22 protein-coding genes are annotated in these 23,781 nt (G+C 70.5%); 14 read left to right on the top strand and 8 right to left on the bottom strand.

Annotation, left to right across the window (positions count from 1 at the left end; all coding sequences use genetic code 11):
* The first annotated feature begins 18 nt into the window (after positions 1 to 18).
* The 6 genes from ABZ478_RS21160 to ABZ478_RS21135 all read left to right on the top strand — a co-directional run bounded on the left by ABZ478_RS21160 (position 19) and on the right by ABZ478_RS21135 (position 6,406).
* Positions 19 to 900 carry an NAD(P)-binding domain-containing protein gene (locus ABZ478_RS21160; RefSeq protein WP_359551625.1) on the top strand — a complete coding sequence of 294 codons (882 nt, stop codon included), beginning with the start codon at positions 19 to 21 and terminating at the stop codon, positions 898 to 900.
* A gap of 181 nt (positions 901 to 1,081) precedes the next feature.
* A complete protein-coding gene (locus ABZ478_RS21155; protein ID WP_359551622.1) occupies positions 1,082 to 2,104 on the top strand; it encodes a LacI family DNA-binding transcriptional regulator in 1,023 nt (340 codons plus the stop codon).
* A gap of 286 nt (positions 2,105 to 2,390) precedes the next feature.
* Positions 2,391 to 3,521 (top strand): cellulose binding domain-containing protein, encoded by a 1,131-nt coding sequence (locus ABZ478_RS21150; RefSeq protein WP_359551620.1) that lies wholly within the window; start codon positions 2,391 to 2,393, stop codon positions 3,519 to 3,521.
* 525 nt (positions 3,522 to 4,046) lie between these two features.
* Complete coding sequence (locus ABZ478_RS21145) at positions 4,047 to 4,763, top strand: SDR family oxidoreductase (RefSeq protein ID WP_359551617.1); 717 nt, start codon at positions 4,047 to 4,049, stop codon at positions 4,761 to 4,763.
* 130 nt (positions 4,764 to 4,893) lie between these two features.
* Positions 4,894 to 5,511, top strand: a complete 618-nt coding sequence (locus ABZ478_RS21140; protein ID WP_359551615.1) for a VOC family protein — start codon at positions 4,894 to 4,896, stop codon at positions 5,509 to 5,511.
* A 49-nt stretch (positions 5,512 to 5,560) separates the two neighbouring features.
* Positions 5,561 to 6,406, top strand: a complete 846-nt coding sequence (locus ABZ478_RS21135) for a nuclease (protein ID WP_359551612.1) — start codon at positions 5,561 to 5,563, stop codon at positions 6,404 to 6,406.
* A 97-nt stretch (positions 6,407 to 6,503) separates the two neighbouring features.
* On the opposite strand, the gene ABZ478_RS21130 is transcribed toward ABZ478_RS21135, so the two are convergent.
* On the bottom strand, positions 6,504 to 6,800 hold the full coding sequence (locus ABZ478_RS21130) for a protealysin inhibitor emfourin (RefSeq protein ID WP_359551684.1): 297 nt from the start codon (positions 6,798 to 6,800) through the stop codon (positions 6,504 to 6,506).
* Between the two features lie 2 nt (positions 6,801 to 6,802).
* Positions 6,803 to 8,116 (bottom strand): M4 family metallopeptidase, encoded by a 1,314-nt coding sequence (locus ABZ478_RS21125; RefSeq protein ID WP_359551610.1) that lies wholly within the window; start codon positions 8,114 to 8,116, stop codon positions 6,803 to 6,805.
* A gap of 382 nt (positions 8,117 to 8,498) precedes the next feature.
* Here ABZ478_RS21125 and ABZ478_RS21120 point away from each other — a divergent pair, with 382 nt between their 5' ends.
* From ABZ478_RS21120 to ABZ478_RS21105, 4 genes are all read left to right on the top strand, one after another.
* Positions 8,499 to 8,912 (top strand): hypothetical protein, encoded by a 414-nt coding sequence (locus ABZ478_RS21120; protein WP_359551608.1) that lies wholly within the window; start codon positions 8,499 to 8,501, stop codon positions 8,910 to 8,912.
* Complete coding sequence (locus ABZ478_RS21115) at positions 8,909 to 10,819, top strand: GMC family oxidoreductase (protein WP_359551606.1); 1,911 nt, start codon at positions 8,909 to 8,911, stop codon at positions 10,817 to 10,819. The genes ABZ478_RS21120 and ABZ478_RS21115 overlap by 4 nt, the downstream gene beginning before the upstream one ends.
* A gap of 74 nt (positions 10,820 to 10,893) precedes the next feature.
* The gene (locus ABZ478_RS21110) at positions 10,894 to 12,747 is read left to right on the top strand and encodes a peroxidase family protein (RefSeq protein ID WP_359551603.1); all 1,854 of its coding nucleotides are present in this window, start codon (positions 10,894 to 10,896) and stop codon (positions 12,745 to 12,747) included.
* Position 12,748: 1 nt separating this feature from the next.
* Entirely contained in the window at positions 12,749 to 14,779 is a 2,031-nt protein-coding gene (locus tag ABZ478_RS21105) for a serine protease (protein ID WP_359551600.1), read from the top strand.
* A 147-nt stretch (positions 14,780 to 14,926) separates the two neighbouring features.
* Here ABZ478_RS21105 and ABZ478_RS21100 read toward each other — a convergent pair whose 3' ends face one another.
* From ABZ478_RS21100 to ABZ478_RS21085, 4 genes are all read right to left on the bottom strand, one after another.
* Positions 14,927 to 15,505: a glycoside hydrolase family 25 protein gene (locus ABZ478_RS21100; RefSeq protein ID WP_359551598.1), complete on the bottom strand. Its 579-nt coding sequence runs from the start codon at positions 15,503 to 15,505 to the stop codon at positions 14,927 to 14,929.
* A 136-nt stretch (positions 15,506 to 15,641) separates the two neighbouring features.
* Positions 15,642 to 15,806: a hypothetical protein gene (locus ABZ478_RS21095; protein ID WP_359551596.1), complete on the bottom strand. Its 165-nt coding sequence runs from the start codon at positions 15,804 to 15,806 to the stop codon at positions 15,642 to 15,644.
* A gap of 271 nt (positions 15,807 to 16,077) precedes the next feature.
* Positions 16,078 to 17,241, bottom strand: a complete 1,164-nt coding sequence (locus ABZ478_RS21090; protein ID WP_359551594.1) for an acyltransferase family protein — start codon at positions 17,239 to 17,241, stop codon at positions 16,078 to 16,080.
* 185 nt (positions 17,242 to 17,426) lie between these two features.
* A complete protein-coding gene (locus ABZ478_RS21085; protein WP_359551592.1) occupies positions 17,427 to 18,548 on the bottom strand; it encodes a PP2C family protein-serine/threonine phosphatase in 1,122 nt (373 codons plus the stop codon).
* Between the two features lie 112 nt (positions 18,549 to 18,660).
* Here ABZ478_RS21085 and ABZ478_RS21080 point away from each other — a divergent pair, with 112 nt between their 5' ends.
* The gene (locus tag ABZ478_RS21080) at positions 18,661 to 19,239 is read left to right on the top strand and encodes an N-acetyltransferase (protein WP_359551590.1); all 579 of its coding nucleotides are present in this window, start codon (positions 18,661 to 18,663) and stop codon (positions 19,237 to 19,239) included.
* 162 nt (positions 19,240 to 19,401) lie between these two features.
* Here the strand turns inward: ABZ478_RS21080 and ABZ478_RS21075 are convergent, their stop codons facing one another.
* Together ABZ478_RS21075 and ABZ478_RS21070 are read right to left on the bottom strand one after the other, a co-directional pair.
* On the bottom strand, positions 19,402 to 19,854 hold the full coding sequence (locus ABZ478_RS21075; protein ID WP_359551588.1) for a DUF1801 domain-containing protein: 453 nt from the start codon (positions 19,852 to 19,854) through the stop codon (positions 19,402 to 19,404).
* A gap of 116 nt (positions 19,855 to 19,970) precedes the next feature.
* Positions 19,971 to 20,768, bottom strand: coding sequence for a VOC family protein (locus tag ABZ478_RS21070; protein ID WP_359551586.1), 798 nt, complete (start codon positions 20,766 to 20,768; stop codon positions 19,971 to 19,973).
* Positions 20,769 to 21,194: 426 nt separating this feature from the next.
* Between ABZ478_RS21070 and ABZ478_RS21065 the strand changes: the two genes are divergently transcribed.
* From ABZ478_RS21065 to ABZ478_RS21055, 3 genes are all read left to right on the top strand, one after another.
* A complete protein-coding gene (locus tag ABZ478_RS21065; protein WP_359551583.1) occupies positions 21,195 to 22,358 on the top strand; it encodes a sensor histidine kinase in 1,164 nt (387 codons plus the stop codon).
* Positions 22,355 to 22,975, top strand: coding sequence for a response regulator transcription factor (locus ABZ478_RS21060; RefSeq protein ID WP_359551580.1), 621 nt, complete (start codon positions 22,355 to 22,357; stop codon positions 22,973 to 22,975). The genes ABZ478_RS21065 and ABZ478_RS21060 overlap by 4 nt, the downstream gene beginning before the upstream one ends.
* Positions 22,976 to 23,164: 189 nt before the next feature.
* Positions 23,165 to 23,734 (top strand): heme-binding protein, encoded by a 570-nt coding sequence (locus ABZ478_RS21055; protein WP_359551579.1) that lies wholly within the window; start codon positions 23,165 to 23,167, stop codon positions 23,732 to 23,734.
* Positions 23,735 to 23,781 lie beyond the last annotated feature (47 nt).

The raw sequence follows: 23,781 nt of genomic DNA, 5'->3' as shown, positions 1-23,781 counted from the left end.
GTCACCAGCCTTGTCGGCATGACGCAGCACACTGTTGAGAAGACCTCCATCACCCTGCTGGGGCTCGGCGGGATGGGAACCGCGCTGGCTCGCGCCTGGCTTGCCGCCGGTCACCCGCTCACCGTCTGGAACCGAACTCCGGCCCGCACCGCGGCACTCGCCGCCGAGGGCGCAAGAGTCGCGGACAGCGCCGCTGAGGCGGTCGCGTCCAATGCCCTTGTCGTTGTCTGCCTGTTGGACGACTCCTCGGTCGAGGAGGTGCTGGCAGGGACCGGCCTGGCGGGCAAGGACCTGGTCAACCTGACCACCAGCACCCCTGCCCAGGCCCGCGCTCGCGGCGAATGGGTCGGCGAGCGCGGCGCCCGCTACCTGGACGGCGGGATCATGGCCGTCCCTCCGATGATCGGCATCCCGGAAGCCGGCGGTTACGTCTTCTACAGCGGCTCGCCGAAGCTGTTCGAACGGCACCAGGAGACGTTGGCCGTCCCGGCCGGCACCGTGTACGTCGGCCAGGACGCGGGCTTCGCGGCCCTGCACGACGTGGCCCTGCTCAGCGCAATGTACGGGATGTTCGCCGGGGCCGCGCACGCGTTCGCACTGATCCGCAAGGAGAACATCGACCCCGTCTCGCTCGCCCCGCTGCTGGCCGACTGGCTCGTCGCGATGGCTCCGGCAGTTCACCAGACCGCCGATCAGCTGCGCAGCGGCGACTACACCGAGGGTGTCGTCTCCAGTCTCGCCATGCAGGTGGCCGGCACGCAGACCTTCCTGAGCACCGCCGAGCAGCAGGGTGTCAGCCCTGAACTGCTCGGCTCCTACTTCGAGCTGATGCGCCGCCGCCTGGCCCAGGGCAGCGGCGAGGAGGGCCTGGCGGGCGTGATCGACCTTCTGGTGCACTGACTGGCTCGGCCGGCCGCCGGTGAGCGGTGGCTTCCAGCCACAGGCCGCTGGCCGGGTACCTGCGCAGGCTCGCACCGGAGTCCCGGACCGGGCACGGGAGTTCCGGGGTCTGGAGCCGTGGGAAGGCCTGTGCCCGGTGTCGTCCGCGCCGTAGTATCGGGTGATCTCCGGGGAGGTGGTCATGGGCAGGCGGCAGCCGGGCGCTCCGACACTCGAGGAGGTGGCCGCCCGCGCCGGGGTGGGCCGGGGCACCGTCTCCCGGGTCGTCAACAACGCGGCGGGCGTCAAGGATTCGACGCGGCGAGCCGTGCAGCGAGCCATCGCGGAACTGGGCTATGTGCCCAACCTGGCGGCACGTTCCCTCGCCGGGCAGCGGGCCGACGCCGTCGCGCTCGTGATGACGGAGCCGCGATGGCGGCAGTTCGCCGAGCCGTTCTTCTCCGAGATCGTCCACGCGATCGGCGACGCGCTGGCCGGCACCGGGCCGCAACTGCTGCTGACCCTGGTCCGCTCGGACACAGAGCGGCGGCGCTTCCTCGAGTACGCCCGCGGCGGGCGGGTCGACGGCGTTCTGCTGATGTCCGTTCACGCCGACGATCCGCTGCCCGACATGCTCGCGGAGGCCCGGATGCCGACCGTGCTGATGGGACGCCGTTCAAGCGACGAGCGCGTCAGTTACGTCGACGCGGACAACGCAGGCGGTGCCCGCGGTGCGGTCGCCCATCTGCTGGCCACGGGACGGCGGGCGATCGCCACGATCACCGGGCCGCTCGACATGTACGTCGCCCAGTGCCGGCTGCGCGGCTACCGGGAGGCCCTCGCACTGGGCGGCCTGGACGCCCCGCCGTCGTGGGTGGGCGAGGGCGACTTCACCGAGGAGGGCGGCCACCGGGCCATGGCCCGCCTCCTCGAACTGCACCCGGAGATCGACGGTGTCCTCGCCGCTTCGGACACCACGGCCGAAGGCGCCCTGGCCGCGCTTCGAGCGGCGGGACGCCGCGTGCCGGAGGACGTCGCCGTCATCGGTTTCGACGACTTCCCGCTGGCCGAGCGGACCGCGCCACGACTGACGACGGTGCGTCAGCCGCTCGAGGAGATCGGCCGGACCATGGTCCAGCTCCTCCTCCAGGAGATCGAGGAGCCGTCCGTGGCGTGGCGCCACGTCATCCTCCGGACGGAACTGGTACTGCGCGACTCGGCTTGATCGACGCCGCCGACCGGTGGGACGGCGGGGACCCGCGTGCGCGGTGAGGCGGCGCGCCCGACGGGGTATCGGGAGCGCTCCCAGTTCAGTGGCCGTCGAGTCGCCGTACCCGGCCCGCATCGCCGACCTGCGTCTTCGAAGGAGTTTCCACGGGATCCTGTGCCCTGCCTTGTCAGGGTCACGACGCTCTCCTACAGTCCCCCGAAACGGAGGTGATGGGAGCGCTCCCAACTCAGTTGCTCCCGGCGCTCCCGCGCTCTCTCCCCACCCCTCCGAGAGGACCCGCATGCGAACCTCACGGCACCCCCTCCGCACCAGGACGCACGCCCTGTCAGGCGCACTGCTCACCTCGCTCGCCACCCTGGCGGCACTGCTCGGCACCGCCCCGGCGGCACACGCCGACACCTCGATCTGCGAACCGTTCGGCACGACCACGATCCAGGGCCGATACGTCGTTCAGAACAACCGCTGGGGCACCAGCCAGACCCAGTGCATCACCGCCACCGACTCGGGATTCAGGATCACCCAGGCCGACGGCTCGGTCCCGACCAACGGCGCCCCGAAGTCCTACCCGTCCCTCTACAACGGCTGCCACTACACCAACTGCTCGCCGGGCACCCGTCTCCCGGCGCGGCTCAGCGCCATATCCAGCGCACCGACCGGCATTTCCTACAGCTATGTGAGCGACGCGGCGTACGACGCCGCGTACGACATCTGGCTCGACCCCACACCCCGCACCGACGGGGTCAACCGGACCGAGATCATGGTCTGGTTCAACAAGGTGGGCTCCATCCAGCCGGTCGGCTCGCAGGTGGGCACGGCCGGCGTGGCAGGGCGCCAGTGGCAGGTGTGGTCCGGCAACAACGGCTCCAACGACGTCCTGTCCTTCGTGGCCCCGTCGGCGATCTCCAGCTGGAACTTCGACGTCATGGACTTCGTCCGGCAGGCCGTCTCCCGGGGGCTGGCGCAGAACAACTGGTACCTGACCAGCGTTCAGGCGGGCTTCGAACCCTGGCAGAACGGCACCGGCCTCGCGGTCACCTCGTTCTCCTCCACGATCAACACCGGCGGCGGGGACTCCGGAAACCCCGGGGGCCCGGCGGCCTGCACCGTGTCGTACGCGCCGAACGTATGGCAGGGCGGCTTCACCGGCGACGTCACGCTCACCAACACCGGCTCCTCCCCCGTCGACGGCTGGAAGCTGGGGTTCACGCTGCCGGCCGGTCAGCAGATCACCAGCGCCTGGAACGCCAGTCTGGCCCCGTCGTCCGGAAGCGTCACGGCGAGCGGTCTCGCCTACAACGCGCAGATCCCGGCCGGCGGCAAGGTCTCCTTCGGCTTCCAGGGGACGTACGGCGGCAACTTCGCCAAGCCCGCGGCCTTCAGCCTCAACGGGACCGCCTGCGGCACCGCATGACCCACCCCGTACGCCTGCGCGTCCGCGGCGCGGAGGCCTCCCGCCTCCCGTGAAGCGCACCACGGATCGGGCAGCGCACCGTGGGCCCGCCCCGGACCCACGGTGACGTCGGCGTCGTAGCCGGCCTGTCCGGCCGACTACGACGCCGAGCCAGTTCCCACCGACCGCTTCCGCCCGCCCATTTGGGATCCCGGGCCCGGATGCGCCTCGGCGGGACGAGTGACAGACTGAAATCAGCGGGGGCACTCCGTCTGTGGCGGAGGCCCCATGACCGCCCACTCCCCCGTTCTTGGCCGTGGCGCACTCCCAGCAATCGATCCTTTCGCTGATCCATCGGGAACTCGCCTGGCCTCGGAAACGCAGGATCCGCCGGACGAGACGGCTCTCCTGAGGGTCGGCTCGTACAAGCCCGGGAGACACGAGAATGAGTATCTGTGGCGCGCGGAGGGGCGTCCGGGCATCGCGGTGGCACGGCGGTGACCCGCTGTGAGTGCGACCGGAGGCGCCCGTCCGGATGCCGAGGGATTGGCCGGTCGAACGGTCGTGGTGGTGGGCGGCAGCGCGGGAATCGGTCTGGAGACCGCGCGGCAGGTGCGTGCGGCCGGTGGCGAGGTGGTGCTCGCGGCGCGGAACGCCGATCGTCTCGAGCGGGCGGCGGACGAGTTGAGTCCCCTGAGAACGGCCGCGTTCGACGCCCTGGACACCGAGCGCCTGGAGCGGTTCCTGCTTGATCTGCCGGGGCTCGTCGACCATGTGCTGGTCACGGCGGGCAGCCCGTCGTACACACCCCTCGACGCGCTCGACCTGGCCGACGCCGGACGCGACTTCGGTGGGCGTATCGCGATGATGCTGGCGGCGGGGCGGGCGAGCCGTGACAAGGTCAGGGCCGGAGGAACGCTGTTGTTCATCGGCGGAACCGGTGGCCGACGGCCCGCGTCCGGGATGGCCGTGACAGGCGCGCTCACCGCGGCGCTGCCGGCGCTCACCGCCAACCTGGCGCTGGAAGTGGCCCCGGTCCGGGTCAACCTCATCGCGGCCGGGTTCGTGGACACACCGCTGTCGGCCTCCCTCCTCGGTGACCAACTCGAAGCACGCCGGGAGAAGTTGCGGAAGACACTGCCCATCGGCCGAGTGGTCGGTCCGGCGGATGTCGCGGCCCTGGCACTGCACATCATGGCCAACGGCGCCCTCACCGGCGCCACCTACGACATCGACGGCGGCCAGCAGCTCGTCGTGCCCTGATCGTCCGGTCGGCAACCCGGGGCGCAACCTCGACGTGGGCCTTCCAGCGCCTTGCGGACTCGCCGTTCAGGGCCGCCGACATCGCGGACTCGCCGGCGTTGCCTTCCCCTTCAAGACGGAGACCTGAACGATGGACATGAAACTGGAGGTCGTCGTGGTGCCGGTGTACGACGTCGACCGAGCCAAGGAGTTCTACACGGCGCTGGGCTGGAGACTCGACGCGGACATCGCCCCCGACGCCGAGTTCCGGGTGGTTCAGGTGACCCCTCCGGGTTCACCGGCATCGGTCATCTTCGGCACGTCCGTCACGGAGCAGGCGCCGGGCTCGGCGCAGGGTCTGCACCTGGTGGTCGACGACATCGAGGCCGCTCACGAAGAGTTGGCGCGGCGCGGTGCCGGCCCGAGCGAGGTGTTCCACGATGCCGGCGGCGTGTTCCATCACGCCGGCACCGACGCCCGCGTACCGGGACCCGACCCGGAACGCGGCAGTTACGGCTCCTTCCTGTCCTTCACCGACCCTGACGGCAACGGCTGGCTCCTGCAAGAGATCACCACCCGGCTCCCGGGACGCCTGGACCCCGCGACCACAGCGTTCGCGTCGGCCGAGGACCTGGCGAGCGCCCTCCGCCGCGCCTCGGCGGCTCACGGTGAACACGAGGCACGCACCGGTGCGGAGGACCCCAACTGGCCCGACTGGTACGCGCGGTACATGGTGAGCGAACAGGCCGGAGCGGAACCGCCTTCGTAAGCCGATCCATCGATTCCACACACCCCATCCATCCCCTGGAGGAGTCGTCATGCCCATGCTGCTCATACAGGGCAAGTTCCGCCTGAAGGGCACCGAGCCGGACGGAGACACCGTCCACTTCGTCGCCGACAATCCCAACGACTGGACGCTCGTCGGAGGCAAGCACCCCGTGCATGCCGTCAACGGTGACGCCCCCCTCCGCCTGGAGGGCATCGACGCGCTGGAAACCCACTACGGCGGAGAACACCAGCCACTGCAGTTCGGCCACGCCGCCGCGGCTGAACTCCTCACCTGGCTGGGCTTCAACTCCATGGAGCGCGACTCTAAGGAGAAGGTCACCGCCTCGACACCCGAGACCACGCCCGGCTACATCCTCACCGGGGGCGGCGACATCCACAACCGCGCCGTGGCCCTCGCCGGCCGAGGCGCGCCTCCCGCGACCGGCGGTACAGCGGTCACGGTCGACGTGCCGTTGCTGCGGCAGACCGCCAACCACCACATGGCCTCACTGGGCCTGGTCTACCCCACCTTCTACACCAGCCTGTTCCGCGACCTGCGGGAGGAACTCACCAAGGTCGCGCAGAGCGCCCGAACCGCCGGCCAGGGACTGTGGCCGCAGGATGTCACCACGACCGGGTTCAAGGTCACCGCGCTGTCCACCATCACGGACGACGTCGTGATCCTGCCCAAGCTGTTCCGGCGGCTGGTCGACTACTTCGACCTGGGCATGTCGGTCTCCTGCTTCCCCGCGTACCTCGCCGGCAAAGAGGACACGCTCACGGTCCTGTCCACCGGGGAGCGGCTCGTGGGCCTGCACCACGTCGTCACCGTCACCAACGGTCACTCCATCCGTATGACGCACCCGGTCGAGGATCTCCTCTTCGACGAGGGCTGAGTGGCGTGGTCGTTCACGAGCGGGATCCGCACAGCCCTCTCAGTGGATGAACGGCGAGCCGTTCATCCACTGAGGCCAACTGAGGCCAAGCCGAGCATCATCGCTGTGCGAAGTGTTTCCTGAGCGAGGTGAGCAGGGCCGCGAACGCAGGGGTCATGGCGGCATCCGACTGTTCAAGGACCGTCACGCTGTCGCCGGTCTCCGCCGTGATCGTGTAGCTCATCGCGTCCCTGGCGTGTCCGGCCTGCTCCTCCTGGGGCATCGCGGCGGCTTCCGTCAGCAGCCGGGCCAGTTCAGCCTTGGCGGTCTCGGGCAGGGCGTCCGTGTCCAGCACCTCGGGCGGGCGGCGGAGATTGGTCACCGCCGCCAGCCCGCCGTAGGCCTCCAGAGTCATCTTCACTTGGCGCCCCTGAGCGCGGCCATGTCCTTGGCCAGCCCCGTGAGCTTGTCGTTCAGTGCCCCGATCTGCCTGGCGAGGGCCGCCAGGCCATCCTCACGGCCCGCGCCACCGTTCCCGTTGGCCGAGGAGGTCCGTACCCGGGCGACTCCGGTCGGGACGCCCCTGACCGGGACTTCCACCTCCTGCCACGCCGCCAGCACGGCCGACTGCTCGGGGCTGCCGGCGCCGAACAGTTCGGCGGCCTTCTGGAAGGTGGTGCCCGCGAAATCCTGGAACTGGTCCTCGGCACTGGACGCCTTGAGCGATTCGTACCAGATGGTCCCGGCAGCCTCCCATGCGAATCCGCCGATGCGCGCTGCCGTCAGGAAGAACGCCTTGTTCGGAATTCCGGAGTTGAAGTGCACTCCGCCGAAGTCCCCGCGCTTGGTGTCGGGCAGGTGGATGAATTTGCTCATCCGGTCGGGCTGGGGATCCTTTCCGAACTGCGGGTTGTCGAAGGCGTGCCCCGGGTCCTTCATCGATCGCAGGGCGTCGCCGCCGACTCCCGGAGTCCACACGTCAGCGCCGATCAGCCAGTCCGCCTCCTCCGCCGTCTGCTTCAGGGACCACTGCTTGACCAGCGACCCGAAGACATCCGACATCGACTCGTTCAGGGCCCCGGGCTGATTGTGGTACTCGAATTCCGACGTGTTGTCCGTGACTCCGTGCGTCAACTCGTGGGCGATCACTTCGAGGGATCCTGTGAGGTTCTTGAACTTCCTCCCGTCCCCGTCGCCGAACAGCATCTGCCGCCCGTCCCAGAAGGCATTGTTGACCTGGAAACCGAAGTGTACGTATCCGTCCAGTCGCATCCCCTTGCCGTCGACCGAATTGCGCTGGAGCACCTCCTTGTAGAAATCGCGGGTAAGGCCGAGTGCGTCGAATGCCCGGTTGATGGACGGGTCCGCGACCTCCGGGCCGTCCTCCGGCCTGGCCAGGACAGCGTTGGGGAGTGATTCCCCCTGCTCGCAGTCGAAGATGGTGCGCCGGCCGTTACCGGCGGCGGCCGCACCGGCGAAGGACGCCCGGACCGCTCGCTCACCCCGCAGGCGAGCGGTGACCAGCAGGGTGTCCATGGCGGCCTGGCGCACCTCCCTGTCTTCGCTGTCGAGGAGCCTGTCGAGAATGTACGGAGGGATGATGCAGTTGATCGGGCGAGCCCTGCTCATGGGACACCTCCTGGGCGAGAGGAGCGACGGCTGATCATTTATCGTCGCGACTGCGCGTTCGGCTGCCGGGGGATCACCGCTCGGCGCGTTCGACACGAACACGAGAGGACGGCATTTCGGCATTCGACATGGAGGCAGTCGCGGACGAACCGCAGATGCCCACTGATGGGGCAGCGAAAGGGGAAGCGTCGACATCGGCCATCCCCGTCTTCAGCGGCACTGTCACGCTGATATCATCAGTCTCCTGCCGTCCGTATCGACTGGCAAACGCACCACGAGGACCGTCTTCACTCGCTCCTGCCATCCACGAGAACCTATTTGGTTGAACACGACGCCAATAACTGTTCCGTCCTCCGGATGCAGCTGAGCAGTGGTTCCCATAGCGTGATTACCAAGAGTGCGTCCAGGGTATTCCTCTCCCTTGTCTTGGGGTTCGGCCGACGGTCCCGTCAGCGCGAGAATCACCACATCCCCAGGAGACAACATGGCCACGGTTGCCGTCTCAAACCGACCTGTCTCTGTCTATGCCCTCGCCGGCATCAGACTGTTCAACGGAGCCGCCGGTCTGCTGGCGCCGGAGATGCTCATCCGGCGGTTCGACCCCGACCGCGATCCCCCGAGCCCGGCCGCCGTCTACGCCTTCCGCCTCTTCGGCATCCGAACGATCCTCCTCGGCCTCGACCTGCTCACCCACAGCGGAGCCCGGCTGCGCGACGATGTGAGCGAAGGCATCCTGATCCACGGCAGCGACACCGCGACAGCGGCCACGCTCGGCCTCCACGGGCAGGTCCCGCCGCGCACGGCGTTCCTGACCACTCTCATCTCGGCGGTGAACACCGCCCTGGCCATCAGCGCCACCGCCTCACTCGCCAACTCCCCCGAGGACAAGCGAAAGTGAACACGCAGTCCGGGACCACTCCCCCGACCGAGACCGGCTTCGACTACGTCGTCGTCGGCGCCGGCGCCGGTGGCGGGCCGCTCGCGGCCAACCTCGCCGCCGCCGGCATGCGCACCCTCCTCCTCGACGCCGGCGGTGCGGAGGAGAACGACAGCTACCTGGTCCCCGCCTTCCACGCCGACGCCTCCGAGGACCCCGACCAGTGCTGGAACTACTTCGTACGGCACTACGCCGACGAGCAGCGGCAACGGCGCGACAGCAAACTCGTACCGGACAGGGGCGTCCTCTACCCACGCGCCGGGACAGTCGGCGGGTGTACCGCGCACCATGCGCTGATCACCGTCTACCCCTACAACCGGGACTGGGACGCCATCGCCGAGGAGACCGGTGACGCGACCTGGCGGAGCACGGCCATGCGCCGGTACTTCGAACGGCTGGAGCGATGCACATACCGCCCCCGGCCCAAGGAGCCGCCCGGCAACCCGCTGCTGGCCGCACTGCTCCGGGCGCTGCCCCTCGTGTCGGACCGGTACCGCAACCGGGCCCGGCACGGGTTCGACGGCTGGCTGCCCACCGCGCTGGCCGACCCCCGACTGGCCGTGCAGGACGAGCAGTTGCTGAAGGTCATCCTCTCCGCCGCGGAGGACACGCTCGCCGGTTTCCTCGACCGGCCGCTGTCCCCCCTGGAGGGCCTCGGCTCCCTCGTCGACCCCAACGACTGGCGGGTGCAGACCCAGGCGCTTCAAGGACTGTGGCAGATCCCCGTCTCCACCACCGACGGCCGCCGCAGCGCGGTACGCGAACGCGTCCAGGCCGTGCAACGGAGCCATCCGGGTCAACTTGTGGTCCGTACACATGCGTTGGCCGCACGGATCGTACTGGACGAGGGCAACGCGGCGACCGGCGTGGACTATCTGGACGCGGCGCACGCCTACCGGGCCGATCCCGGTGCCCGGCCGGCGTCCGGTACCGCGGCGCTGCGCCGGGTCGTCGCCTCACGCGAGGTGATCCTGGCCGCCGGAGCGTTCAACACACCGCAGTTGCTGATGCTCTCGGGCATCGGGCCAACCGAGGAGCTTCGCCGGCATGGCATCCCGGTGCGTGTCGGTCTGCACGGAGTGGGCACCAATCTCCAGGACCGGTACGAAGTCGGCGTGGTAAGCCGGATGGACCGCGAGTTCCCCGTCATCAAGGACTGCTCCTTCCACGCTCCGCGGTCCGGCAGCGAACCGGACCGCTGCTACCGGGACTGGCAGCAGGGCAAGGGCCTCTACACCACCAACGGCGCCGTCCTCGGCATCACCCGCAAGTCACGCCCCGACCTGGACGCCCCCGACCTGTTCATCTTCGGCGGCCCCTTCGACTTCCGGGGGTACCGCCCCGGCTACTCCCTCGACCTGACCCACCACAAGGACCGGTTCACCTGGGCCATCCTCAAGAGCCGCACCCACAACAGCGGGGGCCGGGTCCGGCTGCGTTCCCCCGACCCCCGCGACACCCCACTGGTCAACTTCCACTACTTCACCGAGGGCACGGACAAGGAGGGCCTGGACCTCGAAGCGATGGCCGACGCCGTGGAGTTCGTGCGCGGAATGAACCGCAGGGCAGGCTCCGTGATCCAGAAGGAGCTGTGGCCCGGCGAGGACGTCGGCGATCGTGACGCCGTGCGCGAGTTCGTCCAGGACGAGGCCTGGGGCCACCACGCCTCGTGCACCTGCCGGATGGGATGCTCCGGCGATCCCACGGCGGTGGTCGACAGCAGCTTCCGGGTCCTCGGGGTGGACCGCCTGCGCATCGTCGACGCCTCGGTCTTCCCCCGCATTCCCGGGTTCTTCGTCGCCACGCCCATCTACATGATCAGCGAAAAGGCGAGCGACGTGATTCTCGGGGACGCGGCCGCCGCCTGACCCGTACGGACCTGCCCCAGCACGAGCGCGCACTCGACGCGCGCACGAACAGGAGCCACCCAAGGAGTACCGCGATGAGCACGCACCGACGCGCCGCACGACGTTCCCCGGCCGGATACCGCACGTCACTCCCCTGGCGGATCATCACCGGCGCCGCCCAGTACATCGACCGCCGCTTCGGCTGGGACAAGCTTCCCGTCGCCGCGGGCCTGCTGACGCTCTTCGGACTGCGGGTCAGGCTCCGGCAGAAGAACCTCTACGACACCGGTGGGCTGCCCTCGGTCGACGGGCCCAAGCCCGCGCCGCCGTCCGCGGGCCACCGGGTCAACCGGACCGCCGACGGCAGCCACAACGACCTCGGCGACCCGCGCATGGGCATGGCGGGCACCCGGTTCGGCCGAAACATCCCGCTCGGGAACATCGCCCCGACCGCACCCGCGGACGTACTGTCCGCGCCCAGTCCGCGCGAGGTCAGCCGCGCCCTGCTCACCCGCCATGAGCTCATCCCGGCCGAATCCGTGAACTCCCTGGTGTCCGCCTGGCTCCAGTTCATGATCCGCGACTGGTTCAGTCACGGTACGAGCCCTACGGACCGGCCCTGGGAGGTTCCCCTTCTCGACGACGACCCGTGGCCGGAACGCCCGATGGAGATCTTCCGGACCCCGGACGACCCGACCCGTGACCCACAGGCGCCTCCCGGTACGCCCGACACCCGCGTCAACGTCTCCTCCCACTGGTGGGACGCCTCCCAGATCTACGGCAAGAACGAGGTCGAGCAGCACCAGTTGCGCACCGGACGACTGGGCAAGCTGCACCTGTGGGACGACGAGCGGGCCCCCGTCCCCGCGGATCCCTCCCAGGACCCCACGCGCGTTCCCGGCTTCTGGCTGGGCCTCGCCATGATGCAGGACCTCTTCACCAGGGAGCACAACGCGATCTGCGACCACCTGCACGGCGCCTACCCCTCCTGGAGCGACGAGGAGCTGTTCCAGCGGGCCCGGCTCGTCAACGCGGCACTGCTGGCCAAGATCCACACAGTGGAGTGGACACCGGCCGTGATCAGCCACCCCACCACCGTCAAGGCACTGCGGGCCAACTGGTGGGGCGTCGCGGGCGAACGCGTCCACAACCTGTTCGGCCGGATCGGCGACAGCGAGGTCGTCAGCGGCATTCCCGGCGGCGAGACCGACCACTACGGCGTCCCGTACGCCCTCACCGAGGAGTTCGTGGCGGTCTACCGGATGCACCCGCTGATCCGCGACGACTGGCATCTGCGCTCCGTCGCCGACGACACGACACTGCGCCAATGCACCCTGCGCGACATCTCGGGACCGGGAGCGCTGAAGTTCCTGGAGACCACGCGGATGGCCGACCTGCTGTACAGCTTCGGCACGCTCCATCCCGGCCTGGTCACGCTGCACAACTTCCCCCGGTTCCTCCAGGAGTTCGAGCGGCCCGACGGCCATCTGCAGGACCTCGCCGCGACCGACATCCTGCGCTCCCGGGAGCTGGGGGTGCCCCGCTACAACGAGTTCCGGCGGCTGCTGCGGCTCAAGCCCGCCGAGAGCTTCACGGAGCTGGCGCACGACCCTGCGTGGGCCGAAAAGATCGAGCGGCTCTACGACGGCGACATCGAGAAGGTCGACCTGATGGTCGGGCTGTACGCGGAGAAGCTCCCGGCCGGATTCGCCTTCAGTGACACGGCGTTCCGCATCTTCATCCTGATGGCCTCGCGCCGGCTGAACAGCGACCGCTTCTTCACCACGTACTACACCCCCGAGGTCTACTCCAAGGCCGGCATGGCCTGGATCGACGACAACACCATGGTCACCGTCCTGCTGCGCCACCACCCCGAGCTGCGTACGGCACTGTCCGGGCTGACCAACGCCTTCGTGCCGTGGCACGACGCCGCGCGAAAGGACACCTGAGATGGCGGCCGTGGAAAGGCTCCGGAACGAGCGCGCGCACCAGGTCGCCGCGGCGGCCCAGCGGTACCGCGAAACCGGCGACGAGCGCGAGGCCGTGGAACGGCAGCAGGACGCCGGCGTTCCCTTCCCGGACTCACGGCAGGCGCTCGCGGCGCGTGCCACGCGCCTGCTGGACCGGCACGCGGTGCCCGCCGCCCTGGCCGTGGAGGCGGTGCGCGCGGAACCGCTGGCGGCGCCCGACGCCTACGAGCGCATCCTCGGAGTCTCCAAGGAACTGCAGGCGTGGAGCTTCCTGCCGCGCGGCGCCCGGGCGGCGCGTACCGTCGCCCGGATATCGACCCGGGAGAACGGCCGCGAACTGCCGCTCGGCACCGGTTTCCTGGTGTCACCGAGCCTGCTGATGACCAACCATCATGTGCTTCCCGACGCGGAGGCGGCCCGGCAGTGCTTCGTCGAGTTCGACGCCCAGGTGACCGTCGACAACACCCCGCAGCCCGCGACGCGGCTGGAGTTGATGCCGGACGGGTTCTTCGTGGCGGACCAGCGCCTGGACTACGCCCTGGTGCTGGTGGCATCGGGGCCGGACGGGCGGCCGCCGGGTGAGACGTTCGGCTGGAACCGTCTCAGCGTCCAGCCGGGCAAGCTGGTCATCGGCGAGCCGGTCAACGTGATCGGTCACCCGATGGGACGGCTGAAGGAGATCGCCGTCCGCGACAACATGCTGCAGGTCCGGCTCGACGACTTCCTCCAGTACAGGACGGACACCGAGCCCGGCAATTCGGGTTCCCCGGTCTTCAACGACCAGTGGGAGGTCGTCGCACTTCACCACAGCGGGGTGCCGAAGACCGATGAGCAGGGGCACGTCCTGCGCACGGACGGACAGGTGTGGCAGCCGGGGGACGGTGACGACGCCGTCGACTGGGTGTCCAACGAGGGTGTGCGTGTCAGCTCCATCCTGCGGCACCTCGCGCGACTGCCGGCCGGCACGCGGTCGGGTCCGCTCGCGGAGATGGGTGCCGAGTCCGGGCTGGGGGTGGCGGAGTCCCTCGTTTCCGCTCCGGAGGCCGCGGCGGCCGTCCCCGGGCCGGCCGCCGCGGCGGCAGTCACGCACACGGGCCTGCGCGCCCGGGGCGGCGCGTTCGGCGGCGGACGTCATCTTGTGTTCCTGCACGGTCGCTCCCAGGAACACAAGGACCCGGAGGACCTGCGCCGCGAGTGGACGGCCGGTCTCAATCAGGGACTCGTCCGCGCCGGGCTCCCGCCGGTCGACCCGGCCGACGCCTGGTTCCCGTACTACGGCGACCGGCTGGTGCGGATCCTCGCCGCGCATGAGGCCGTTCCACGGGTCACCGAGGCGGCGACGCTGTCCCCGGCCGAGGCCGTCGCTCCCGTCTCGCCCACCGCCCGAGCGGTGTACGAGGAGATGATCGGCGAGGCCGCCCACAGGTGGAACCTCCCCGAGGAGAGGCAGCCCGACCTCGAACGGATCGCCCTGGGCGACGTCGTCGGAGGTCTTCACCGGCAACTGGGCTGGCTGGCCGCGAGGAGCGACCTCGACGCATGGACGATCGCCCTGGTCCTGCGCGACGTCGCCGCGTATCTCGACGACCGGCCCGTCCGGGACGCCGTCCTGGACAGTGTGCTCGACACGCTGCCCGAGGAGGGCGAGGTGATCCTCGTCAGCCACAGCCTCGGCACGGTGGTCGGCATGGACCTCACCACACGGCTGTCCCCCGCCCTGCGCACCATCCATCTCACCACGGTGGGCAGTCCGCTGGGACTGGACAGCGTGTACAAGAGGCTGCTCATCGGCGGGCCGAAGCGCCCCGACGTGGTGGCGGACTGGCTCAACGGGTGGTCGCCGTCCGACGCGGTGGCCATCGGCTGCCCGCTGGCCGACGAGTGGGCGGGCACGGTGACCGACGTCGCCGTCATCAACGCCCGCGACCGGGCCCACAACATCGCGGAGTACCTCTCCCACCCGGAGGTCGCCGGGGAGATCGGCAGCCATCTCGGGCTCGTCGCGGGGTAGCGGGGAGGGCCGTATCAGGATTCAGGCGTGAAGTGGACGGCGTCTCCGTCCGGTTGCGGTCTCCGTCCGGTTGCGGCTGATGGCGCCTCAACGCCGGGCGGCGGGCGAGCGGCGGGCGGAGCCACAGGCCCCGCCCGCTGTCGGACGCTAGTTCTTCACGCCGTTGATACCGCCCGCGAAGGCGACCAGTTCGGCCTTGGAGGCGAACTTGCACACGTTCGTGTCCAACGGCTTGTCGGTGTACTGGTGAAACAGCCACGCGCTCTGGATGCCGGGCTTCCCCGCGGTCACGCCGTACACGGCGATCCACAGGAAATCACCCGCGTTGCCGGTGGTGTCCCGGTGACGCCAGAAGTCCCGGTTGCAGTACAACCCGATCTTGTGGCTGGAGCCGCGCAGCCGCCTGACCTCGGCGATGAAGGCGTCCTTCTCCGCGCAGGTCGCCGCGGTGCCGTCCGGGTTGGTCTCCCAGTCGACGACCATCAGGTCGTACTCGATGCTCGCGCTGCCTTGCACGAAGTGGGCCGCCTGCTCCTTGATGTGCCCCGGGTGCAGGAAGTGGTAGAAGCCGACGACGAGTCCCGCGGCGCGGGCGTGCGCGGCCTGTTCCTTCTGCTTGGGGTTGACGTAGGAACGTCCCTCGGTGCCCTTGATGAACGCGAAACTGGTGCCGGCAGTGGGGAAGTTCGCGTTCTGGAAGGCGGATACGTCATAGCCTTTGATCATGATGGGGATCCTCCCGATGCGTTGATGCGGAGGAAGCGCCGTGGGGCGGCCACGCGGACGACGTCGCACCGGGTCCGAGGGGGGATCCGTCGACGATTTCGGCGTCCGCGACGCCGAAATCCTGGAGCTCCGGCGGTCACTGTGAGCGGACCGGGTCCACGGGCTGCACTTCCGCGTCGGCGAGCCCGCTCGGGCCGGTGATCTCCACGGCCACCACCGCGTTCTCGCCGTGGTGCTCGTGGTGCTGCCGCTCCAGACACCAGGCGTCCGCGCGCCAGTCCGGCACGGTGCGGTCCTCCACGGTCTCCTTCCACGATCTGACCAGCGGCTTGAGCGCGCAACTTGCGGGTGGCAGCCGCGGTGAGATCATGCCGCCGTGCCGAGAGGGCCCGACGCGTTGCTGACAGAGCCCCTCCTGGAGACCGCTTGGCAACGAACGCGCCTACGTGGGTCAGCCGGGGTACGGCCGGCCTCACCGACTCGTCAAGGCGCCCGCCCGGGGCCGGCGGAGCGTGCGGCCGGCCCGGGCAGGCCGTATGCAACGCCCTCGCACGAGCCGTCGGTCGTGGTCCTCACGGTGTGACACCGAAGTCTTCGCCGAGTGCCTGCTTGGGCAGTGGATGAGCGTGCGGCGGCATGGGCGGCCGGGTGGAAGCGGAGGCCGGAGCCGGGGCCAGCAGCCAGCCCACCGGGGGCCGGGTCAGCGGCTGAGCCAGGCGGCGCACGGGCGTTGACGCGAGGAGCGCCGTGAGCAGGACGCCGCCCAGCAGCAGGGCGATCACCTCCGGCATGGTGTCGGCCCGCTCGATCAGACCCTTCTCCCTCAGCGGCAGGATGACGAGCGGGTGCAGCAGGTAGACGGTGAAGCCGCCCGCGCCCAGCGCGGAGACCAGCGGCACCCGCCGCTTCGGCACCAGTCGCAGCAGGCACAGCACCAGCGTCGCCGCCGAGGCCAGGACCGCCAGTCGCACCAGCCACGCGCCCTCCAGGCCCAGCGCGGTGTCGGCCTTGTAGGCGTGGCGCATCGACAGCCAGGTGCCCTGGATGTCCCGGTGCCACTGCCACGCCGCAAGTCCCGCGGCGAGCACTCCGGCGACCGCTGCCGGGAGGCTCCACCGGCTCTCGAACCACTGGCTGAACATGCCCTGGCCCAGCCGCCAGCCGAAGTAGAACAGCGGCAGGTACACCAGGGTGCGGCTGGCCGAGAACTGAAGGCCGAACTCCTCCACGTACCCGACCCCGAGAGCCACCGCCGAGGTCACCAGCAGAGGGTGGCGCAGTTGGGCCACCAGTGGCAGCAGCAGCCTCCAGAAGAACAGCGACATCAGGAACCAGAGGGTCCAGGGAAGCTGGGTGATGTGCAGGGCGAAGGGCGAGCCAAGGGCGTACGACTCCACCGAGAACAGCACGCTGAACAGGAGCGCGGGGAGCACGATGCTGCGCAGCAGGGTACGCAGCTGGCGGGGGCCGAGCGGCCCGGCGCTGCTGAAGACGCCGGCCAGTACCACGAAGGCGGGGACCCGGAAGGCCCAGGCCGCGACGTGGAAGGCGTGCAGCGGGCCGTAGCGGTCCATGATGCTGCCCATGGTGTGCAGGACCACGATCAGGGAGGCGGACACGAACCGCGTGTTGTCCCACCAGGGATTGCGGGCCGGACTCCCCCCGGTGGCGCCGGCGCGGCCGGAGGGGTCGGCGGGGCCGCGGGTCACAACGGGTCTCGGCGGCGGGCTGTCCATCGCGGGCGTGTACTCCAGACAGGGCTGTGGCAACAGAAGAGGCAACCTTTGCGACCCCTGTGAAGGGCTCGGTTACACCACGCGGCCCGGACGGTGAACGGCGCATGTACGACGTGGGGCGCCGGTGCGGTCCGGGCACGGGCGCAGGTCCGCAGAGCGTCGGTTGATCATGCGTTGGCCGCCAATCAGACCGCCAGGCGGCGGATCGCCACCACGGCCGCGTCGTCGCCGAGATGCCCGTGGACGTGGGCCAGCAGGTCGTCCCGGAGGCCGCGCAGGAGTGCGTCGGGGTCGTCCTTGGTCCACTCGGGCGCCCGTTCGGTGAACGGATAGAAGAGCCCTTCGGCGTCGCGTGCTTCGATGACTCCGTCCGTGTAGAGGAGCAGCAGGTCGCCCACCTCGAACGGGAACGTCTGGACGTCGTAGGCGGCGATGCCGAAGGGTCCGCCGAGTCCGAGCGGGAGGTGGCTCGCATCGGGCACGAGTGAGGTGAGGCGAGTCCCTCGTACGAGCAGCGGGGGTGGGTGGCCGCAGCTGATGAGGTGGACGACCGGCTCGCCGTCGGGGATGTCGAGCAGGATCGCGGTGGCGAAGTCCTCGTCGGTGTCCTGCTCTTCCCGTGGTCGCCACTGGCTGGTGTCCCAGCGGAACGCGGCGTCCAGGTGGACGGCGAGGCGGGGCAGGGTGGCCTGCCGGTGGGCGGCCGCGCGGAAGGCGCCGAGCAGCAGGGCGGCGTTGTTGATCGCGGCCAGCCCGTTGCCGCGCACGTCTCCGATGAGGAGCCGGGTGCTGTGGTGGTCGGTCCGTGCGGCCGCGTACAGGTCTCCACCCAGATCGGCTTCTTCCTCGGCGGGGATGTACAGGCCGGCGATCCGAAGCGGCCCGGTGCGGGCGGGCAGTGGCCGCAGAAGGACGCTCTGCGCCGCCTCGGCGACGGACCGCACCTGGTGCAACTGGCGCTCACGCCGGTCCCGCACCACGCAGATGCTGACACAGACGACGGAGACGACGATCAGGGCGGTGATCTGCGCCTGGATGTTGGCGGTGGGCAGGACCCCTCTCAGCACACCGATCAGCACCTGGGCCGCCACCGCGAGCGCTCCCATCAGCGCCGTCACGCGGGCGCCGGCGAAGGCCACCGTGATCGCCGGTGCCGCCACCAGCAGCGGGCCGAGATGGATGTGCGGCGGGGCCAGCACGTCCACCACGCAGATGGTGACGATCAGCCCCAGCGGGATCATCAGCAGCGCGGGGGCGTAATCCTGCCACCGGGGACACCGGAAGTCCCGCCACGGTCGAGAGGCCATGCCTCAAGCCTTCCACTTGCCTCCGCATACCGGAATGCGGCGCTCCGGGGGGCGCGGGAGACGGGAGGCCTGGTTCTCCCATGGGCCGCGACCGGGCCTTAGGCTGCCGGTCATGAATCCGGCCACGACCAGCGGCGCGACCGCTGAGCCCACCATCCTGACCGCTGCGGAGCTGACGTCCGATCAGGAGCTGACGGGCCGGTTCGCGGGAGCGGCCCACCAGATCCTGGCGGACCTGGTCAGCGCAGGTGCCGCACTGGGCTGGGTCGAACCACCCTCGCGGGACGAGGTGGCGGAACTCCTCGGCCACGTCGCCTCGGCGGTGCGAGCCGGGGACGCGGCCCTGCGTGCCGCTTACCTCGGCCCTCGGCTTGTCGGGTTGGGTTACTGGATCCGCTACGCCCGGCCGACCCATCGGCCGCACGCCGATCTGGAGAAGCTCGCGGTGGCTGCCGCTGCCCACGGTCGTGGCGTCGGTCGGGCGCTGACCGCCGGTCTGATCGATGACGCCCGGGCGGCGGGCATCGAGGTCCTCACTCTGGACGTCCGCGGTGACAACACCGGTGCCCTGCGCCTCTACCAGTCGCTGGGCTTCACCGAGTACGGACGTCTGCCCGCCTTCGTCGCCGTGGGCGAACGCCGCTACGACAAGTTTTTCCACATGCTGGACCTCCGGCTGCGGCGTGGGTAGGCGGTCGGCGGCGGCCGGTGCGCACCGTGACGCAGTCCCCACGCCTGACACCGAGTTCGGCACCGGTCCGCGCAGGACCCGGGGCCCGTCGGCCGAGGCGTCCGGAGAGGGCGAAGGACGAAGAGCTGGAAGACGCCGCGCGAATGCCGCCTCAGGGGGTGACTAGCGCACCGCCTGCTTCACGAGCGCGGCGATCCGAGTCTCCACCTCGGGCGTCACCTCGGTCAGCGCGAACCCGGCCGCCCACATGGGGCCGTCGTCCAGCTTCGCCTGGTCGCTGAACCCGAGCGTCGCATAGCGTGCCTTGAACTTCTCCGCGCTCTGGAAGAAGCAGACCACCTTGCCGTCCAGCGCGTATGCCGGCATCCCGTACCAGAGCTTCGGAGCAAGGAGCGGGGCGCTGGCCGTGACGACGGCGTGCACACGCTCGGCCATGGTCCGGTCCGGGTCCTGCATCTCGGCGATCTTCGCGAGCACGTCCCGCTCCGCCTCCGCCGCCTTGTCCGCTCGCGAACTCCGGCGTGCCGCCTTCTGCAGCTCTTGGGCGTGGTCCTTCATCGCGGCCCGCTCCTCGGCCGTGAACCCCTTGTGCGCGCTGCCCTCGGTGCCGCTCATGACTGTGTCCCCCCGCAGGATCTCGACTTACGGATCTGGAGAGGGACCATATACCAGCCCACCGACACCGAACCGGGGGCAGCACAGCACGATTTCCGGGGGTCCGGCTTCTGGTTTCAGTGCGCCGACGTGTTCTGCAGTGGAGTGGGCCTGATCATGGCGAACGGGGCGCCCTGCGGGTCCGCGACCACCGTCATGCGCCCGGCCATCATGTCGAACGGCGGGGCGAGCACCGTGCCGTTGCGCTTGACCAGGGCGTCCACCGTGGAGTCGACGTCGTCGACCGCGAAGTAGGTCAGCCAGTGTGCCGGGGTGCCGGGCGGGTCGTTGGCGAGCAGTGTGACACCCCCGACCGCGCGCCCGCCGACCCGTAGCTCCCAGTAGGAGTCGGCGCCGTCCAGCGGCTCGATCTCGATGCCGAATGCCTCGCCGTAGAAGGCGGTGGCGGCGGGCACATCGCTGGTGTGCAGCTCGTTCCAGGTCAGAGCGCCCGCTTCATTGACCACCTGGGCGCCGTGGAACTCGCCGGGCTGCCAGACCCCGAACACCGCGCCCTGCGGGTCGGCGGCGACCAGCATCCGGCCGAGCGTGCCGACGTCCATCACCGGGACGAGCAGGGTGCCGCCCGCGGCCACGATCGCGTCCTGGGTGGCTGGGGCGTCCGTGCTGGCCAGGTAGCTGGTCCAGACGGTGGGCGGTTCCGGGGCCCCCTCGGGGGACATCGCCGGGCCGATCCCGGCCACCGCCCTGCCGTTCAGCTCGCAGACCGCGTACCCGCCGAACTCGGCCGGACCTCGCCGGCCCTGCCAGCCGAGCAGGTCATGGTAGAAGTCCAGCGCGGCCTGCTGGTCCTTCGCCATCAGGTCGACCCAGCAAGGCGTGCCGGTCGGATAGGGAGTGGTGACTTCTGCCATCTTTCGCCCCTTCTCGTACGGTGTGTCCGCCAGCCTTCCGTCGGGGACAGTGATCCGCCGCCCGACACGCCGTCGACTGTCGCCAATAGCCCGCCTCCCGTGACCCGTGGCCCGCCTCCCGCGATCCGCCTCCCGTCGCCCGTCGCCCGTCGCCCGTCGCCCGTCGCCCGTCGCCCGTCGCCCGTCGCCCGTCGCCGAGTGGCAGGTACCTGGAAGCAGCGCCGCTCCCGACACGCACGGCGAGGACCCTCGACGTCGCCCCCGCCGACACCGGCTCACGCGACCGGCGCGTACTCAGCGCGGGCGGATCGGTTGGAGCACAGCGTCCGCCGGTGCCGGGTCGGCCGATCGGTTGATGCCGCACGAGGCCGCCTGGGTCACCATTGACCCGTGACACGAGGTCGGACGGGCTGCGAGAGGTGAACGATGGAGCACGACCCGGACGCCCGATGGCTGGCGCGCGTCATGCACATCGCGTTCTTCCTCCTCCTCGGCGCCTCACTGGCCCGCTTCCTGCTCCGGCACCCATGGCAGGACCGCGGCCCCTGGATCGTCGCGCTGTCCGGCGCGCTGGCGGCGCTGTACGCCCTCGGGCCGGTCGTCGGAACCCGGGCCACCTCACGCCGCACCGCCTGGCTGGGCACGGTCGTCGCCGTGTGGACGGTCCTGGTCCTCCTGGCGCCGAGCTTCGCCTGGTGCGCCGTGCCGCTGTTCTACACCGGACTGCGCACACTGCCGCCGCGCCCCGCGCTCGCCCTCGTCACGCTGCTGACGGCGTTCGTGGTGACGGCGCAGATCAAGCTCTCGCACAGCGGCTGGGATCCGAATCTGCTGGTCGCGCCGCCCGCGGTCGCCGCCATCGCGACGGCGGTCTTCGTGCACGCCCGGCGGCAGGCGGACCGGCAGCGTGCTCTGATCGACGACCTGATCAGGGCACGCCGCGAGCTCGCCGCCACCGAGCGCCGCGAGGGAACCCTCGCGGAGCGGCAACGGCTCTCCATGGAGATCCACGACACTCTGGCGCAGGGTCTGTCCAGCCAGCAGATGCTGCTGCAGGCCGCGGACCGCGTCTGGGACAGCGACCCCGGCACCGCGCGCCGGCACGTGCGCACCGCCGAGTCCGTCGCCGAGCACAATCTCGCCGAGGCGCGCCGCTTCGTGCACGACCTCGCGCCGTCCGAACTCGCCGGGGGCAGCGGGCTGGAGGAGGCGCTGCGGCGTCTCGCCGCCCGCGAGGGCGCCGGCTTCCGGGTCGACGGCACACCGGTGCCGTTGCCGGACCAGGTGGAGTCGGCGCTGCTGCGGATCGCACAGGGCGCGCTGGCGAACGTGCGCGAACACGCGGCCGCGGCGTCCACCACACTGACCCTCACGTACCTCGGCGACCAGGTCGCCCTCGACATCGCCGACGACGGCCGTGGTTTCGAGCCGAGTGGCGCGCGGAGCCCGGGTGTGCGCGGGCACGGCCTGCCCGCCATGCGGGCGCGGGCGCGCCGGGTCGGCGGCACCCTCACCATCGAGTCCGTCCCCGGAGAGGGCACGGTCCTGTCCGCCGCGATCCCCCTGCGGCACGAGGAGAGCGACAAGTGACCGTGCGGATCCTGATCTGCGACGACCACGCCGTGGTACGCGCCGGGCTGCTCGCCCTGCTGGGCAGCGTCGGCGGGATCGAGGTCGTCGGCGAGGCCGGCAGCGGCGAGGAGGCGGTCGCGATGGCAGCGAAGCTGAAGCCGGACGTCGTACTCATGGACCTCCAGCTCGGTCCCGGCATCGACGGCGCCACGGCCACCCGGCGGATCGCCGCGCAGGGCGTCCACGTCCTCGTGCTGACGACGTACGACACGGACGCCGACATCACCCGGGCGATCGAGGCGGGGGCCACCGGCTACCTGCTGAAGGCCGAACGCCCCGAGGAACTCTTCGCCGCCATCCGCTCGGCGGCGCAGGGCCGCACGGCCCTGTCGGCGCCGGTCGCCGACCGTGTCATGGACCGCATGCGCGGTGCCGCACGGCCCGCCCTGACCGAACGCGAACGCGACATCCTGGCCCAGCTCGCGCGAGGCCTCGGCAATCGCGAGATCGCCCGCGCCCTGTTCATCAGCGAGGCGACGGTGAAGACCCATCTGGGCCGCATCTACGCCAAGCTCGGCGTGGACACCCGCGCCGGAGCGGTGGCCGTCGCCAAGGAACAGCGCCTCCTGCCGTAACGGCCCTCACCAGCACGGCGGACGGCCGAGACGGAGCATCCGCCGTCATCCGATCGGTTGACGGCCCTGTCGGCCGCCTCGCGCGCCGGAACGAGCCGGGGCGCCGACGGGTACGACCGGTCCGCGGCCGGAGGGTTGAGTCACGGCGCACAACGGCGCCGGACTCACACGACAGGAAGTTCGCACACCATGACGCACAAGGCTAGGAAGCTCTCCACCCGCGGCAAGGTCCTCACCGCCACCGCGGCCCTCGCGGTCGCCGGCGCGGGCACGCTCGGCGCCTTCTCGGCCTCGGCCCAGCCCGCGACAGCCGCCGCTACGGCGGCGGCCGCGCCGAAGGCCAAGTCCACGACCACCAGCACTCACCTGACGATCGACGCCGCCATCGACGCCGCACGGGCCGCGCTGGACGCCGCCGAGAAGGAGAACCAGCGCGTCACCGTCGCCGTCGTGGACCGCAACGGCAACACCGTCGTCACCCTGCGGGGCGACGGCGCCGGCCCGCAGTCCTACGACTCCGCGATCAAGAAGGCGTACACCGCCGTCTCGTGGAACGCGCCGACCTCCGAACTGGCCAAGCGCCTCGAGCAGGCCCCGAACCTCAAGGACATATCCGGCACCCTCTTCCTGGCCGGCGGGACTCCCGTGGCGGCCGCCGGCTCCCCGATCGCGGGCATCGGTGTCGCGGGCGCTCCCTCCGGCGACCTGGACGAGAAGTTCGCGCGCGCCGGCGTCGCCGCGATCAGCCAGGGGCGCTGACCGGCCGCTGACCGGCTCCTGATCGGGCATTCGGCCCATGGGCCCCG

Source organism: Streptomyces sp. NPDC005706 (assembly GCF_040631045.1).
Taxonomy (GTDB): domain Bacteria; phylum Actinomycetota; class Actinomycetes; order Streptomycetales; family Streptomycetaceae; genus Streptomyces.
This window is presented reverse-complemented; position numbering and strand designations above follow the sequence as displayed.

Bases quoted from the DNA above. Each gene is read 5' to 3' on its own strand.
- ABZ478_RS21160 (WP_359551625.1), top strand. From the start codon at position 19: ATGACGCAGCACACTGTTGAGAAGACCTCCATCACCCTGCTGGGGCTC.
- ABZ478_RS21155 (WP_359551622.1), top strand. From the start codon at position 1,082: ATGGGCAGGCGGCAGCCGGGCGCTCCGACACTCGAGGAGGTGGCCGCC.
- ABZ478_RS21150 (WP_359551620.1), top strand. From the start codon at position 2,391: ATGCGAACCTCACGGCACCCCCTCCGCACCAGGACGCACGCCCTGTCA.
- ABZ478_RS21140 (WP_359551615.1), top strand. From the start codon at position 4,894: ATGGACATGAAACTGGAGGTCGTCGTGGTGCCGGTGTACGACGTCGAC.
- ABZ478_RS21135 (WP_359551612.1), top strand. From the start codon at position 5,561: ATGCCCATGCTGCTCATACAGGGCAAGTTCCGCCTGAAGGGCACCGAG.
- ABZ478_RS21130 (WP_359551684.1), bottom strand. From the start codon at position 6,800: ATGACTCTGGAGGCCTACGGCGGGCTGGCGGCGGTGACCAATCTCCGC.
- ABZ478_RS21120 (WP_359551608.1), top strand. From the start codon at position 8,499: ATGGCCACGGTTGCCGTCTCAAACCGACCTGTCTCTGTCTATGCCCTC.
- ABZ478_RS21110 (WP_359551603.1), top strand. From the start codon at position 10,894: ATGAGCACGCACCGACGCGCCGCACGACGTTCCCCGGCCGGATACCGC.
- ABZ478_RS21105 (WP_359551600.1), top strand. From the start codon at position 12,749: ATGGCGGCCGTGGAAAGGCTCCGGAACGAGCGCGCGCACCAGGTCGCC.
- ABZ478_RS21100 (WP_359551598.1), bottom strand. From the start codon at position 15,505: ATGATCAAAGGCTATGACGTATCCGCCTTCCAGAACGCGAACTTCCCC.
- ABZ478_RS21090 (WP_359551594.1), bottom strand. From the start codon at position 17,241: ATGGACAGCCCGCCGCCGAGACCCGTTGTGACCCGCGGCCCCGCCGAC.
- ABZ478_RS21085 (WP_359551592.1), bottom strand. From the start codon at position 18,548: ATGGCCTCTCGACCGTGGCGGGACTTCCGGTGTCCCCGGTGGCAGGAT.
- ABZ478_RS21080 (WP_359551590.1), top strand. From the start codon at position 18,661: ATGAATCCGGCCACGACCAGCGGCGCGACCGCTGAGCCCACCATCCTG.
- ABZ478_RS21075 (WP_359551588.1), bottom strand. From the start codon at position 19,854: ATGAGCGGCACCGAGGGCAGCGCGCACAAGGGGTTCACGGCCGAGGAG.
- ABZ478_RS21070 (WP_359551586.1), bottom strand. From the start codon at position 20,768: ATGGCAGAAGTCACCACTCCCTATCCGACCGGCACGCCTTGCTGGGTC.
- ABZ478_RS21065 (WP_359551583.1), top strand. From the start codon at position 21,195: ATGGAGCACGACCCGGACGCCCGATGGCTGGCGCGCGTCATGCACATC.
- ABZ478_RS21055 (WP_359551579.1), top strand. From the start codon at position 23,165: ATGACGCACAAGGCTAGGAAGCTCTCCACCCGCGGCAAGGTCCTCACC.